This is a genomic window from Neisseria mucosa, assembly GCF_003044445.1.
GTDB classification, from domain to species: Bacteria; Pseudomonadota; Gammaproteobacteria; order Burkholderiales; family Neisseriaceae; genus Neisseria; species Neisseria mucosa_A.
Genome location: NZ_POWX01000016.1, coordinates 1 through 15,141, shown reverse-complemented (window position 1 = coordinate 15,141; position 15,141 = coordinate 1). Strand labels below are relative to the sequence as shown.

The window sequence follows — 15,141 nt, the reverse complement described above, 5'->3', positions numbered from 1 at the left end:
TTTCAGACGACCTTTTTCTATTGTTTGAATAATGCCCTAAAAATCAGATTGCTTCACCGTTCTGCTTAGCCTCCAGAAGCTCCCAGCGTTCCAATTTTTCCAAGAGCAGTGTTTCGATTTCTTCGGCACGGTTTTGCAATGCGCCGGCTTTTTCGTAATCTTTGAAAATTTCAGGATCGGAAAGTTGCGCATTGATTTCCGCTTGTTCGGTTTCCAAGGCGGCGATTTTGTCGGGCAGGGCGTCGAGTTCGCGTTGTTCTTTGTAGGAAAGTTTGACCGTGCGGTTGGCTTTGGGTTTGGCTTTTTCCGGTTCTGCGGTTATTTTTGGTGCGGAGGTCGTCTGAATTTTCTCTTCGCGTGATTTTGCGTCGATGTAGTCCTGATAGCCGCCGATGTATTCTTTCAGACGTCCTTGTCCTTCGAAAACAATGCTTTGGGTAATTACGTTATCAAGGAACATACGGTCGTGTGAGACGAGGAATACCGTGCCCTGGTAATCGCGCAGCAGGTCTTCGAGCAGCTCTTGGGTGTCGATGTCCAAGTCGTTGGTCGGTTCGTCCAAAACTAGGATATTGGCGGGGCGGGTAAAGAGTTTTGCCAGCAGGAGGCGGTTGCGTTCGCCGCCGGAGAGCGATGAGACGGGGCTTTGCGCGCGGGCAGAGTGGAACAGGAAATCTTCCAGATAGCTCATGACGTGTTTTTTCTTGCCGCCGATTTCGACGTAATCATTACCTTGGCCGAGCGTGTAAAACACGGTGTCGTTTTCGTTCAGTGCGCTGCGAAACTGATCGAAATAGGCAACTTCCTGCTTACTGCCGATACGGATTCTGCCGTAGGTCGGCTGCAATTCACCTAGAATTAGCTTGAGGAAAGTAGTTTTGCCGATACCGTTTGGGCCGATTAAGCCGATTTTGTCGCCGCGTTGCAAGATGGCGGAGAATTTGTCCATGATGACTTTGTCGCCGTAGGCAAACGAGGCGTGTTCCAGCTCGGCGATGATTTTGCCGCTTTTCTCGCCGCTGTCGAGCTTGAAGTTGACCTGCCCTTGTACATTGCGGCGTTCGGCACGCTGGCGGCGCAGTTCTTCCAAACGGCGCACGCGGCCTTCGTTGCGGGTACGGCGCGCTTCGATGCCTTTGCGTATCCACGCTTCTTCCTGCGCGTGGAATTTATCAAACAGGCGGTTGTGTTCCGCCTCGACTGCCAACTCTTGTGCTTTTTTCTCGCTGTATTTGGAGAACGAGCCGGGATAGGAACGCAGAATGCCGCGGTCGAGTTCGACAATACGCGTGGCGATGTTGTCCAGAAAACGACGATCGTGGGTAATTACGACCAAGCTCCCTTCAAACGCTTTGAGCAGGTTTTCCAGCCAGATAATCGCGTCGATGTCCAAATGGTTGGTCGGCTCGTCCAGCAGCAATACGTCGGGCTTCTGCACCCAAGCCTGCGCCAAGGCGACGCGCTTTTTCTGCCCGCCGGAGAGGTTGCCGATTTTTTCGTTTTCCGGCAAACCGAGTTCGCCCAAAGTCTGCTTCACCGCCGCATCCAGCTTCCAGCCGTCCTTCGCTTCGATTTCAAGCTGTAATTCGTTGAGTTCTTTCAATAAAACGTCGTCTGAATTGTGTTCCAAATCATGGCTGACGCGGTGGTAACGGCGCAGCAGGTCGCGGATTTCGCCCAAGCCTTCGGCGACAGTGTCGAATACGGTGGCTTCCTTGTCAAAAAACGACTCCTGCGGCACATAAACGATTTTGAGGTTGTTTTGAACGATAATCTGCCCGTCGTCGAGCTTTTGCACGCCGGCGAGGATTTTCAGAAACGAAGACTTACCCGCGCCGTTGCGGCCGATTAAACCGATTTTTTCGCCGCTGTCGAGTTGAAAGGAAGTTTTGTCGAGCAAGGCGACATGACCGACGGCAAAGGAAGCGTTTTCTACGGATAAGATGTTCATAAGGCAGATTGAGAAAGATGAAAGGGTATGGATTTTAAACGATTTTGAAGGTTTCTTTGAAATCAGGCAAAAAGGTCGTCTGAAAGACGAAAATCCGTTTTCAGACGACCTTTCTTATATCAGGCTTCGGGTAATTCCATGTCTAAAACGGTTTGCTCCTGCTTGGCGCGGAAATCGGCAAGTTTTTGCGCCAGTTCGGGGTCTTCGTTGGCAAGCAGCGAGATGGCGAACAGGGCGGCGTTGGCGGCTCCTGCTTCGCCGATGGCAAAAGTGGCAACGGGAACGCCTTTGGGCATTTGCACGATGGAGAGTAGGGAGTCTTCGCCGCGCAGGTATTTGCTAGGTACGGGAACGCCCAATACGGGGACGGTGGTTTTGGCGGCAACCATACCGGGCAGGTGTGCCGCGCCGCCTGCGCCGGCGATGATGGCTTTGATGCCACGCTCGCGGGCGGTTTCGGCGTATTCAAACATTAAATCGGGGGTGCGGTGTGCGGACACGACGCGGGCTTCGTATTCAACGCCAAACTCTTTGAGAAACTGCGCTGCCTGCTGCATGACGGGCCAGTCGCTGTTGCTGCCCATGATGATGCCGATTTTGGCCATATTTGCTCCTAGTGTATAAAACGTTATTCAATGAATGATTTCAGACAACCTTCGAATAGGGGGAGGTCGTCAGAAAAGTTATCGTTGCTTGATACTGATAGCGGCGCGTTTGGCGGCTTCGCTACCGGGATAGCTCTGTATCAGCTTGCGCCATGTGTTGCGGGCGATGTCTTTCTGTTGCAGTTGGTATTGGCATTGTCCGATGCTGAAGAGTGCGTCGGGGGCTTGCGGGCTGCTGCGGAAGCGGTTGGCGTAGCGGCCGCCGATTTCGATGACGGATTCGCAGTGGCCCATGCGCTGCTGGCTTTGCAGCAACAAATACATATTGCGGCGCGCAATATCGCTGCCGTTACCGCCGTCGGCTTCCTTCAGAATGGCTGCCGCCGCCCGATAATTCCCGCTGCGGTAGTATTTGGATGCACGCTCGTAAAGACGGGTTTCGTTTAGGGTAAGCGAATCTGTTTCGGTCGGCGCGGTACCGCCGTTCTCCAGATAATGTTTTTTGAGCTTCTGGTCGTCCAAGCGTTGGGACACGGTTTTCTTAGCAGGACGGGAGTGGATTTTGTTTTGCTGCTCGATTTGCTGCAAACGAAGGTTTACCGCCTCCATTTCCCGCTCAATGCGTGCAACCTGTACGCCCAAATGGTCGATTTGTGTCTGTTCGTCAAGCTTGGGATAGGGGATGGATACTTTCTGCGGGCTATCGGGAATATCCGGCAGCGAAAAAATGTCGTCTGAAGACGGGGATGAAACGGAAGTACAGGCGGCGGTAAAGGCAATGGGAAGCAGTCGGATAAGCAGGTTTGTTTTCATCGGTTTATTTTTTCAATAGAAGGGTCAATCCGTCGCCGACAGGTAGGGTAATGGGAACGATACGTTCATCGTCGGGCAGGCTGCGGTTGAATGTTTGCAGTATTTTCAAGCTGGGCGGGGAGTGTTCGTCGCCCTCATGCAAGACCCTGCCGTTCAGCAAAACATTGTCGATGGCGATAATGCCGCCCTTACGCACAAGCTTCAGGCAACGTTCGAAATATTGCGGGGTAGGGGGCTTGTCTGCATCTATCAGGGCCAGGTCGTAACTTTCCGCTTCGCCTTGCGCTATCAGGTCGTCCAAAGTCAAAAGGGCGGGTTGCAGGTACAGCGAAATTTTGTGTTCCACCCCTGCCGCTCGCCAAGTTTCGCGCGCTATGTCGGTAAATGTTACGTTGATGTCGCAGGCGGTAACTTTGCCATGCTCCGGCAATGCAAGCGCGACGGCGGTGCTGCTGTATCCTGTAAACACGCCGATTTCCAAATATTTTTCGACATGGATAAGCTGCGCCAACCAAGAAAGCAGGGCGGCTTGTTCGCGGGCGATGGCCATATTGCCTAATCGGTGTGAAAGCGTGCGCTCGCGCAATGCGGCAAGGACGGGATGCTCCGCTTGTCCGATGGTATTGAGGTAGTCCTGTATTCCGGCAGGTGTGTTGGATGTGCGGACGGTCATTTCGGCACGATCAGTCTTGATAGTATGTGTAGGGTTTTTTGGCGACTTTGGCAGCCTCAAACTCTGCCTGCTCTTGCGGATTTAATTCGACATCCCAAAGCAGGTGGCGGTTTTCTAGGCGTTGCGTTTCCAGTTGCGGATTGTCTTCGATAAGTTTGTCGAGAAACTGGGTGGCTTCGGATTTGTAGTGGTACATTTTTGTACGCTCCGTGGGGATAGGGTCGTAAAAGACGGGTTTTGTTATGCGGTGATATTATAGCGGATAATCCTAATGCAAAGGTCGTCTGAAAACACATTTTGCGTTTTCAGACGACCTTTTTTCAGACGACCTTAAAAGAAGTAATTCGCCAGCAGCAAACCGAATGCCAAGCTGAATGCCATGCTCAAGAGGCCGGGGATCATGAAGCTGTGGTTGAAAATAAATTTGCCGATTTTGGTCGAACCCGTGCTGTCAAAATCAATCGCTGCGATAATTGGACCGTAGTTTGGAATGAAGAAATAGCCGTTCACCGCGACAAACGTGCCGATGATAATCGGAGCGGGAATGCCCAGCGAAATACCGATGGGGAACAGCGTTGCGACGGTCGCCCCTTGGCTGTTAACCAAGACGGACAAAACAAACAGGGCAAACGCAAAAGTCCACGGCGCGGTTTCGACCAAATGCGATACGGTTTCTTTGACTTCTGCCAGATGACCGTGCATCAACGTGTCACCCAGCCATGCCACGCCGAATACGGCGATAACGGCGCGCATCCCCGCGTGGAACACCGAGCCTTTGGTAATCGCGTTACCATCCGGTTTACACAGCAGGATAATCAGCGCGGCGGCAGAAAGCATGACGATTTCGATGGCGTGCGCCATACCCATCAGTTTCGGTCCTTCTTCCGTTTGGAAAGTCGGGCGCAACTCGGGGACGGCACCCATCACGACCACCAGCAATGCAGCGGCGAGGAAAATCCCGACCGAGAGTTTCGCCTCTTTGCTGACGGGCGCATTGGATACTTCAGCCGAATCTTTTTCGTTGGCTTTTACATATTCCGGGTCTTTCAGCAACGCCTGATAATGCGGGTCATCTTTCAACTCTTTGCCAAGTTTGTTGACGAATATGCAGGCGAGACCGATACCGAGAATGGTTGAAGGAACAGTCACTTTCAGCACATCAGCCATGGTGATGTGTTGCGGCTCAAGGTAGGTAACGCAGGCAACGACCGCGGCCGCAATCGGGCTGGCAACGATGGCAAATTGCGACGCGATAACCGCCATCGTCAACGGACGCGACGGGCGGATGCCGTTGCGGCGGCTGACTTCGGCAATAACGGGCAACACAGAATAGGCAACGTGTCCCGTGCCTGCCAATACGGTAAACAGGTAAGTGACCGCAGGCGCGATGAAGGTGATGTATTTCGGATTGCGGTGTAAAACGCGGGTGGCGATTTTAATCATGTAGTCCAAACCGCCGCTTGCCTGCATCGATGCGGCGGCGGAAACAACCGCCATAATCATCAGCATCACGTCAATCGGCGGACTGGTCGGCTCGAGATGGAAACCAAAGGCCAAAACCGCCAGCCCGATACCGCCGAGTACGCCCAAGCCGATACCGCTGACCTGCGCGCCGATTAAGATACACACCAGTACGATGGCGAACTGGATAAAAAACATTGTGGACATGAACACTTCCTAATTCGAGGATATAAAGCAAATATCAGATTCGGGCTGGCCAAACCAATACCGATGGAGCAAATATTCAATATTTTCAACAGACAAAAAAGAGGATGAAGTCATTTGCCCATAAAATGCAAAAACTTCATCTTTCAATATGGCAGGAATTATAAATCAGGCAGATTCGCTTAACAATATTTTACTGTAATAAAAATACATTTATTTCACTTGGCCGGCACTTTTCAGACGACGTTTACGGATATTATGCTGTATGATTCGCCAAGTTCTTTCATCATTACGTTAAACTCACTTCACTCTATAAAATGACAATATGAAATCCATCTCCATCTGGCTGGTAATATTAGCAGGCGCGCTTGGTCTGTTTTATTACCAGCAAAATCGCTATTTCTTTTCAGACGACCTTATCCATCCGCAAGCCGGTCAAGACCGTTCGTCCGTAGAATCTTTAAGCGGTTTGGGTTACCTTAATTTTTTGCGTGCCGCTGCCGGTTTGAATTCTCTGTCGAATTCCCCGGTATTGGAACGCTCAGCCCGCAGGCACGCCAAATATCTGCTGATCAATCCTGAAGACGGCCATGACGAAAAACATCGGAATAATCAATTTTACACGGGATACAAGCCCTCCGACCGCGCCCGCAAGGCCGGCTATTATTTCGATGGGGTTCATGAAAACATCAGCACGGGCGAGTACCGTCATCAGGATGGATTTAAAAACACGCTTGTCCTGCACGAGCAAACCGATGCCCTGATGACAGCCATTTACCACCGTTTTTCTTTGCTTGGTCAAAATATTGATGAAGCGGGCGTAGCTGTTGAGCATGGCAACGGAAAAACCGCAGTCGTCTTCAATCAGGGCAACCGGGAATTCAATCATTGGTGTTCGTTAGGGCGATCCTATCCGGAAGCAGGCCGCCGTTTCTATAAAAATTCTTGTTTCAATGGCTCTATCGTTTACGCCGACGAAATTAAAAATCAAACAAAATTAGCGTATATCGCTTATCCGAAAGGAAATTTTGCCGCGCCGGATTTTTACGGAGAACATCCCGATCCCATGCCCGGTTATGAATTTACCGGAAATCCCGTCAGCATTGCATTTTCAGACGATGGGGGTGAAGTCAAGATGCTGTCGTTCAAACTTTATCAAGGCAAAAACGAAATCGACAAAACCAAAATTTTGGATAAATACACAGATCCAAACGGACAGTTGACCGACAAACAATTCGCGCTTTTCCCGCTATCGCCGCTCGAATACGACACTGCCTACCGCGCCGTATTCGAATACAGTCAAAACGGTAAGAAACAGAAAGCAGAATGGACATTCAAAACCAAAAAGCCCGATTATCCTTATTTTGTCGTTAATGGCGGAGAAACGCTTGCCGTCAAACCGGATAACATTTATTTCATTCATTGGAAAAACCACTGGTGTCTTCGCGAATGCGAAAAAATCACATTCCGCCCGCGAGGTGATGCAAAGCTTGAGGTTTTGGAACGCAAACCCGGAGGCTTCCTCGTGCGCCTCAAAGGAAAAACCGGCACAGCCGTACGCCTGATGCCGAATGAAGAAACCGAAAAAGCAGTTGTCCTGCTTATCGAGTAAGCCTGATAAAGCAAAAGCCAAAAGGTCGTCTGAAACAGGCGTTTCCGTTTCAGACGACCTTTTATCGAAATTAGCCTGCAAAACTGATAGAATGACCCGACTTCAAGTTCAGCAACCCTTGCGCAGCCATGAGCCGTCATCACAAAATCAATGCCAATACCCGCTAGGCCTTCATTTCTATCGCTTTAATGGTTTCGGCGTTTTTAATATTTGCAGGACTGATGATGTTACCTTTGGGCTTAAACGGGCAGACGAGGATAAATTTGATACGCCTGTCCCTTTATTCAATTTTGCTGTTTGCCGCGGCCGGGGGCGTTTTTTCCATCAAAGTTGCGTGGCTGCGTAAAAAATCCGGAGTATGACCGTGAACGAAAACAACCTCATTCCGACGGAAATACGTCTGTCGAAAGACCGTGCATCGCTGACGCTGTGTTACGATGCCGATGAAAAACCACTTTCCGCAGAGTTTTTGCGTGTTTATTCGCCCAGTGCGGAAGTGCGCGGACACGGCGTAGGGCAGGAGGTTTTACAAACCGGAAAGGCAAGCGTTACCGTTGCTGATTTGGAGCCAGTCGGTAATTATGCTTTGAAAATCACTTTTTCAGACGGCCACAACAGCGGCCTGTACGACTGGGCCTATCTGCACAAGCTGGCGCACGACTACGATGCGCTGTGGGCGGACTATCTGCGCCGTATGGAGCTGGCTGGCGCGTCCCGTATTCCTTCTTCTGACGATTTGAATGCCGAACCGAAATCCGGCCATACCTGCGGCAGCGGAGGTTGCGGCGGAAGACATTGACAAAAGGTCGTCTGAAAATATGGAGCTGCAATTTTTAGGTACCGGAGCATGCTTGCTATCGAGAGCGTACAACGTTACCTTCACTGTCTTGAAAACAGACGGATTTTTTTCACGCACCTGTACGGACACCACATCTTCGGTTTGTACGGATTACCCAACAACCGCTCGTTTTAAGGTGGGGCAGGCGAAAAATATATTTCCTGCGTCGAAAATGATTGGCGATTTCGACGTATTCAATATCTGAGTTCACATTATTTTAATTTTAAATTTATCAAAAGGCAGGCAACATGAGCGACCACAAAACCCATTTTGGTTTCAGTACCGTAGATGAGAACGAAAAGGCAGGCAAGGTAGCCGAAGTATTCCATTCTGTAGCGAAAAACTATGACATCATGAACGATGTAATGTCCGGCGGCCTGCACCGTGTTTGGAAGCATTTCACCATCAATACCGCACGCTTGAAAAAAGGCGACAAAGTATTGGATATTGCCGGCGGTACGGGCGACCTGTCTCGAGGCTGGGCCAAACGAGTGGGAAAAGAGGGCGAAGTCTGGCTGACTGACATCAATTCTTCAATGCTGACCGTTGGACGCGACCGACTGCTCAACGAAGGGCTGATTCTGCCTGTATCGCTGGCTGATGCTGAAAAACTACCGTTTCCCGACAACTATTTCAATCTGGTTTCTGTCGCCTTCGGTCTGCGCAACATGACGCATAAAGATGCCGCGCTGAAAGAGATGTACCGCGTGTTGAAACCGGGCGGCACGCTGCTGGTGTTGGAGTTTTCCAAAGTCTACAAACCGCTGGAAGGCGTGTACGACCTGTATTCCTTCAAGCTGCTGCCGGTTATGGGCAAACTGATTGCAAAAGACGCTGACAGCTATCAATATCTCGCCGAATCCATCCGTATGCATCCCGACCAAGAAACTTTGAAACAGATGATGCTGGACGCGGGGTTTGACAGCGTGGATTATCATAATATGAGCGCAGGAATTGTAGCATTACATAAAGGCGTAAAATTTTAGGGAATAAAATTCTAAGATATCCATAAAAAAAGCCATCTGATAATTAAGATGGCCTTTAAAATACTACTATCGAGTAAATTTAACATAATATACATTATGCGAACTAAAGAACGCTGCCTTTGGTAAAATTTCCAAACCGGCGTTCGAAGTGGCTTAAAACAGTCAAGATATACGGTATAGGCTTATTTTTAACGCAATTTTACAGAGGTCATCCTATGCCTATTACGACTCTTGGAATCGTGGGGACCAAAGGTGGAACAGGAAAAACAACTGTTACTGCAAACATCGGCGGCATGCTTGCCGATATGGGCTTCCGTGTATTAATGATTGATGCCGACCCTCAAGCATCTTTGAGCAAATACTATCCGCTGCATTACGTTGCACCGAACGGTATTGTCGAGTTGCTTTTGGCAGACAATTCCGAAAATACCATTTCATCTACCGTTTCCAATACGGTTTATCCGAATTTAGATATTATCCTGTCAAACAACCTGTCGGATGATGTCCGTATCAATGTCCAAAACCGTATCGACCGCGCTGTTTTGCTGCGTTCGAAGCTGGTTCATCCATTCATTCAGACTAATTACGATATTGTTATTATCGACACCCAAGGTGCTGTCGGTCCGGTTCAGGATGCTGTTGTCTATGCTTCAACCATGCTCCTTAGCCCAATCAATCCGAGCGCACTCAGCACGCGTGAGTTTTTGAAAGGTACGTTGGGTCTGCTGGAACGCCTCAGCCTCGGTTCAGCCATCAACTTAGAGGTTCCGCCTCTGCGTGCCTTGATTTACGCGCAAGACCGTACGCGTAATGCTCGTCTGATTGCTTATGAAATCAAAGCCGAGTTCAATACTTCCATTGACGGAAAAAATCAGATTCTGAATACGGTTATTCCGTATGCTAAAGCCTATTTGGAAGCCTCTACTTATCGGATTCCGGTACATTGCCACGAACGGGAACACGCAGGCAAGTCCGAATCTGCACTCTCAGTAATGACTTCTCTCGTGTATGAGCTTTTCCCGCCGATTAAAGATCAGCAGTTGAAAGGCACTTTTTTCAATAATATGGCCGATTTGTACAGCGAATATGGTACAGATGAATCTGAAACCGATACAGCGGGAGAATAATCATGTCCAACGGCAACCAACCCATCAGACCGACTCGGAAACTGACGGGCGGCTTGGTCAATTCCAGCCTGCTCGTTGCCAATCCGACCCAAACCGGTATGAATCTGAATACTGCCCCGCAAAATATGCCGGGCATGTTCCTCAATTTATCAGTTAACGACATTGATTTTTTCGACAAAAATCCCCGCCGCCAACACGACGAGGAACTGTACGGACAAATCAAAGCCTCTATCCGCGCATCGGGCGTGCAGCACCCGGTGCATGTGACCCGTCGTCCCGATTCCGGCAAGTACATACTAGCACAAGGCGGTAATACGCGCCTTAAAATCGTCAAAGAACTGTATGAGGAAACTGGCGATGCCCGTTTTGCAAGCATTCCGTGCATCTATATTGAATACACCAACGACGAAGACATCCAAATCGCCCACCTGATTGAAAACGAACAACGTGCGGATATGGTTTTTTGGGACAAAGCCTGTGCGTATGCGGAAATCCGCGATATGTTGCAGGAAAAATCCTCTGAAACCTTGGGTTTGCGCAAGTTGGTGGACGCGTTCTCATCTTATGGTCTTTCAATTTCGTTTTCTAAGTTATCTCTATTTTTCTTTGCTACCGACAATTTGAGCGCACTCGGAAAGTTTTGTAATGATTTGTCATTATCAAAGACAACTGAAATCCGCAAACAATACAACGAATTACTGGGACAGCTTGCTTTTGAGCATGAAACTGGGACAGCGTTTGCCGATTTTTGGGAGTCGACGTTAGATAGGTGGCACAGTGAACATATTGAAGAGACGGAACTCGATGTTCCGGCGCTTCAAGTATACCTGCAACAGCAGTTTGAAGCCGTTTACGGCATCAAACAAGAAACTGGGACAACTTCTCCAAACGGCTATGGCGCAGCTTCCGCCGCCGTAACTGGAACAGCGTCCGATTCTGAGCCACAGGAAAAAGCGGAAACAACAACAACGCCTGACGTGCAGAGCGACAGCGTGGCTCGGAATGCGGTCGAACCGCATTCCGAGGCATTTATACGCGAAACTGAAACCAGTAACCGCCCTCTTCCTCAATCTGCTGCCGAATCCCCTACTTCCGTTTCTGCCCATAATCCCGTAACCCTGCCTTCGGCTGCCGCAGCGGTAGCCTTAGATGAAAATCAGGCAATCAAAGCCCTGCATACTGCCGTGATTAATCTGACAAATGCAGCCAACATCCGTGATTTCCTGATATTTGACGACAAAATGCCTTATGGTTACATGCTGGATTTACCGGATTTTTCCAGTGACGAATGGCGCGGCAACCTGCTGATAAACGGCAGTCTGAACATTCGCCATCCGCGTGCCTCAGTCGTCTTCGGCTATTTGTGGCAGACCAGCAACGAATCCGAATTGTTCGGTTCGCCTGATATGCTGCAAAAATACAATCCGTTTTTGGCAAACGAACGCAGACATCCCGTACTGGCGGCCGCTTACCGCGATCCGGAATTATTCAAAGACGTGGTTGAATACACTTTGGGAGCCGGCGGTTTCGATAATCTGAACCTGAACGTCTATTACCTGATGACAGGCGATGAAGAACTGTCGCCGCTGTTGTTCGAATATCTGCAGGCGGTTATCAATGCACACTATTGCGGCTGGCCGAAAATGGATGTGTTCAAACCGGTTTGATGAGGAGGTCGGAGTATGTTTCCAGAACGGAGAATGTTAAGAAATACGGCACGCCGCCAGCCTGTCGTGATGCCGGCTGCCGATACCTACAAGATGCGTCTGACAGGCAAGAACGCCCTACTCTATGCACAGATTCTGAATATCCTTGCTGCCGGTTCGCCGTGCAAGCAGGAACGAATAACCAATTCTGTGATGATTGGTAAATACGCTGAGGTATTCGAATATCTGAGCAAACTAACAGCGGAACAAGTCGGCACGATTGCCGAACGCCTGGCAGGAGTATTGGAAGTCCGTATTGACCTAAACACTTTACAGGAAATCATGCGTATCGAGCGCGAACAGAACGAGAAGCGACAACGCCAGATGCAGCAATGCGAATGGCTGGTTGCTCATGGCGCGAGTAATACCATGATCCTGAATATGTGCGCGATGCTGGCATCGGCCGATATTAAGAAACTGCGATCAGAAATGAACCTGCCGGTAGCAGTCGGCAGACGTAAAACACTGGAGCTGGAAGAGCAACTGACGGTTGCAGCTTACTGGGAGAAATTGTGCAAACAGGAGAAAGACAGTTATACGCGCTATCAACTGCTGCACAAAGCCTTTCCCGACTACGACCTTTCCCAGTTAAATACTGCCATCTCGGAGTATTTGAAATGAACAAAGTATTAAATCTGTACGAATATCCAGAACTTGCGGAAATCGAACAGAACCAAGTCATTACCAGCGTACTGGGTTCTCTGATGGAAGAACCAGTTCTGTATGTCCCCGCTTACGGCCAGTTGGTGGGAGATACCTATGCCGGTTACTTTTTATCGTGGATGGTCCGAAGCTGTCCTTACGGTCAATCGGTCGCCATCAGCGATGCCGATATGCGCGACGGCTTGGGCTTCGGCCAGAGCCGTTGGCATAATGTGCGCCGTCTGCTGAAACAGCAGTGGTTTCTGCTGTCCGAACGTTCCGGTGTGCATACTGTATACAGCCTGAACGAGAAGCACTTCTCCGATGCGTTGCGCGAGCAGGATAACGCTTTGCGCGGAGACAGTACATACAGCATGATGCCGTCCGTTCCGGTTGACCGGATGTGTGCGGCAGCCATGCTGAAATCCGGCCTCAAAATCAACGATGTGCTGTTCTATTTTATGGTACAGGCACAACAACGCTATCAGACACCGGACAAACGCGGCGATTTCAGCGAATGGATCCCCTATACCGAAGAACAGGTAAAGGCCATGTCCATGTTGGATGAAACAGAACAGCATCGTTCCATGAAGGCTTTGGCCAAAGCCGGATTGTTGGAAGCAGGCCGACACCCATTGTACGAACTGACCGTATTCCGTCTGAATCATAAAGCCATGGCAGATTTGTCATGGCAGTATCTTCATAACACGCAGGTATAGGGAGGCATGATGAACGAACTGCTCCCTCCGAAAGAGTTCAACGGCAATCTTGTTGCTTGCTGGCGCCGTTTGCAGTCAGGCCGCCGGATCGTGGTACACCGCAGCCTGATACACATTACCGGCAGCCTTAAAACTGCCGCCTATCTGTCACAATTACTTTACTGGCTGCGGGTCGGTATCAATGTCGAAATCCGTGACGGTTGGATATTCAAATCCATTGGTGAAACGGAAGAAGAAACCGGTCTGACCAAACGCGAACAGGGTCTGTGCAAAAATAAACTGGTCGAACTCAACCTGATTCAGATTGCCCGTATCGGCCAAGGGGCGCGTTTAGCTGTGCGTGTGAATTTGAAGGCTCTGTCGGAAGCCATCTGCGAATCCTTCGGTTTAGCAGATGTAACTCAACTGACCATCGAAGAATGGCGCAAACAGGAGCTAGGTTTTATCCGCGACTATTTCAGTGATTCCATCGTATACCACCTTGACTTGGTATGGCTGACAGGCGACATCCATGCGGCTGTTATCCTGTCGAACGCCCTGCACCAAAGCGCCCGTCACGCTAATCTGAACAACCCCTTTATGATGCGACGACTTTATTACTCGGCCACCATCAAAGAATGGGAAGAGGCTACCATGTTGGGCTACAAACCGCAGCAACGTACTCGAACCATGTTGAAGAATGCCGGCCTGTTGGTAGAAAAACATTACGAGCAGAACGCCCGTATCTTTAGCCACATCAATGGCGCACGTCTGATGTCCATGCTGGAAGAAAAAATCAGACTCACACAGAAGCCAGAAATGCGTTTGGGCGTATTGGCGGCAAGCAAAACGCAATCGAGGAAGGTTTTGGGAAGTGACAAATTGGAAAACTCGGAAGTAACTAAAGGAGAAGGTCAGAAGTTTAGAAGTGACGATTTGGGAAAATCAGAAGCGACGAATCGGCAAAATATATATAGTAATAATTACAACAATCCTCCTACGGAGGATATTACAACTACAACAAACAAAGATACTGGAACTTCACAGGAATGTGATGTGGTGGTGGTTGATACTCCTGTTCCTTCCAATGGAGATGCCGAGATACGTCTTGAAGGTTTGGTATACCCATCCAAGCTGTCCAAATTGAAAACAGACTGCCGACACGTCTTTGACAAGTTCTTTCCCAATGGCAGCCACGACCAATATCAGGAAATTCTTGACGAAATTGCCGGACAGGTTAAACCCGTCAACAGTCCGCTGGGTTTACTGACACACTTGTGTAAACAGGCTGCTAGTCCTGAAGGCTTAACCTGCTCATTTGCATCCATTGTGAGAAACATGCGTATTGAAGCAGCACGTATGACAGCTAACCGAGTATTGCCGAATACAGTAGAGCCGTCTGAAGCACCGAAAGAAAAAGATTATGGCAAAAAAGTTATTGGCGATATGCAGAAAATGCTGGAACAGAAACACACCCGTTAAAACCATGAGCCTCCGATAGTGAAAATCCATGTTTCGGAGGTTGGTTAAGCAAGATTCCGAAGTGTCGGTTATCCGTGTAATTAAAGTTCGCACAATAAAAGGCTTTTAAGGGTAAGGGGTGAAGCTGCGGCAAAATGCTGTTCACACTGTGAACACCTGAAACCGATTACCGAGACTGTGCATACTATGCACACCCAAACAACGAATTTCTGAGTATGTCCCCCAGACACACCCAAACAACGAATTTCTGAGTGTGTCCCCCAGACACACCCAAACAACGAATTTCTGAGTGTGTCCCCCAGACACACCCAAACAACGAATTTCTGAGTATGTCCCCCAGACA

At 49.4% G+C, this 15,141-nt stretch carries 14 protein-coding genes; 8 read left to right on the top strand and 6 right to left on the bottom strand.

Annotation, left to right across the window (positions count from 1 at the left end):
- Positions 1-43: 43 nt before the first annotated feature.
- From DBY90_RS09380 to DBY90_RS09355, 6 genes are all read right to left on the bottom strand, one after another.
- Positions 44-1,951 carry an ATP-binding cassette domain-containing protein gene (locus tag DBY90_RS09380; RefSeq protein ID WP_070493115.1) on the bottom strand — a complete coding sequence of 636 codons (1,908 nt, stop codon included), beginning with the start codon at positions 1,949-1,951 and terminating at the stop codon, positions 44-46.
- A 119-nt stretch (positions 1,952-2,070) separates the two neighbouring features.
- Positions 2,071-2,556: a 5-(carboxyamino)imidazole ribonucleotide mutase gene (purE, locus tag DBY90_RS09375; protein WP_003743250.1), complete on the bottom strand. Its 486-nt coding sequence runs from the start codon at positions 2,554-2,556 to the stop codon at positions 2,071-2,073.
- Positions 2,557-2,634: 78 nt separating this feature from the next.
- Complete coding sequence (locus tag DBY90_RS09370) at positions 2,635-3,369, bottom strand: tetratricopeptide repeat protein (protein ID WP_003743251.1); 735 nt, start codon at positions 3,367-3,369, stop codon at positions 2,635-2,637.
- A 4-nt stretch (positions 3,370-3,373) separates the two neighbouring features.
- Complete coding sequence (locus DBY90_RS09365; RefSeq protein ID WP_070493113.1) at positions 3,374-4,042, bottom strand: class I SAM-dependent methyltransferase; 669 nt, start codon at positions 4,040-4,042, stop codon at positions 3,374-3,376.
- Positions 4,043-4,052: 10 nt separating this feature from the next.
- Positions 4,053-4,238: a DUF3460 family protein gene (locus tag DBY90_RS09360; RefSeq protein ID WP_003743254.1), complete on the bottom strand. Its 186-nt coding sequence runs from the start codon at positions 4,236-4,238 to the stop codon at positions 4,053-4,055.
- Positions 4,239-4,372: 134 nt separating this feature from the next.
- Positions 4,373-5,701, bottom strand: coding sequence for an anaerobic C4-dicarboxylate transporter family protein (locus DBY90_RS09355; RefSeq protein WP_070493120.1), 1,329 nt, complete (start codon positions 5,699-5,701; stop codon positions 4,373-4,375).
- Positions 5,702-6,032: 331 nt separating this feature from the next.
- Between DBY90_RS09355 and DBY90_RS09350 the strand changes: the two genes are divergently transcribed.
- From DBY90_RS09350 to DBY90_RS09305, 8 genes are all read left to right on the top strand, one after another.
- On the top strand, positions 6,033-7,319 hold the full coding sequence (locus DBY90_RS09350; RefSeq protein ID WP_070493110.1) for a CAP domain-containing protein: 1,287 nt from the start codon (positions 6,033-6,035) through the stop codon (positions 7,317-7,319).
- A 358-nt stretch (positions 7,320-7,677) separates the two neighbouring features.
- Positions 7,678-8,118: a gamma-butyrobetaine hydroxylase family protein gene (locus tag DBY90_RS09340; RefSeq protein WP_070493107.1), complete on the top strand. Its 441-nt coding sequence runs from the start codon at positions 7,678-7,680 to the stop codon at positions 8,116-8,118.
- A gap of 287 nt (positions 8,119-8,405) precedes the next feature.
- Positions 8,406-9,143 (top strand): bifunctional demethylmenaquinone methyltransferase/2-methoxy-6-polyprenyl-1,4-benzoquinol methylase UbiE, encoded by a 738-nt coding sequence (ubiE, locus tag DBY90_RS09330; RefSeq protein ID WP_003743261.1) that lies wholly within the window; start codon positions 8,406-8,408, stop codon positions 9,141-9,143.
- Positions 9,144-9,358: 215 nt separating this feature from the next.
- On the top strand, positions 9,359-10,270 hold the full coding sequence (locus tag DBY90_RS09325; RefSeq protein ID WP_107987076.1) for a ParA family protein: 912 nt from the start codon (positions 9,359-9,361) through the stop codon (positions 10,268-10,270).
- Between the two features lie 2 nt (positions 10,271-10,272).
- Positions 10,273-11,937 carry a ParB family protein gene (locus DBY90_RS09320; RefSeq protein ID WP_107987074.1) on the top strand — a complete coding sequence of 555 codons (1,665 nt, stop codon included), beginning with the start codon at positions 10,273-10,275 and terminating at the stop codon, positions 11,935-11,937.
- A gap of 33 nt (positions 11,938-11,970) precedes the next feature.
- Positions 11,971-12,597: an STY4526/YPO1902 family pathogenicity island replication protein gene (locus tag DBY90_RS09315; protein ID WP_185952202.1), complete on the top strand. Its 627-nt coding sequence runs from the start codon at positions 11,971-11,973 to the stop codon at positions 12,595-12,597.
- On the top strand, positions 12,594-13,337 hold the full coding sequence (locus DBY90_RS09310; protein ID WP_107987070.1) for a hypothetical protein: 744 nt from the start codon (positions 12,594-12,596) through the stop codon (positions 13,335-13,337). The genes DBY90_RS09315 and DBY90_RS09310 overlap by 4 nt, the downstream gene beginning before the upstream one ends.
- A gap of 9 nt (positions 13,338-13,346) precedes the next feature.
- Positions 13,347-14,798: a hypothetical protein gene (locus DBY90_RS09305; protein WP_107987068.1), complete on the top strand. Its 1,452-nt coding sequence runs from the start codon at positions 13,347-13,349 to the stop codon at positions 14,796-14,798.
- The last annotated feature ends 343 nt before the right edge of the window (positions 14,799-15,141 follow it).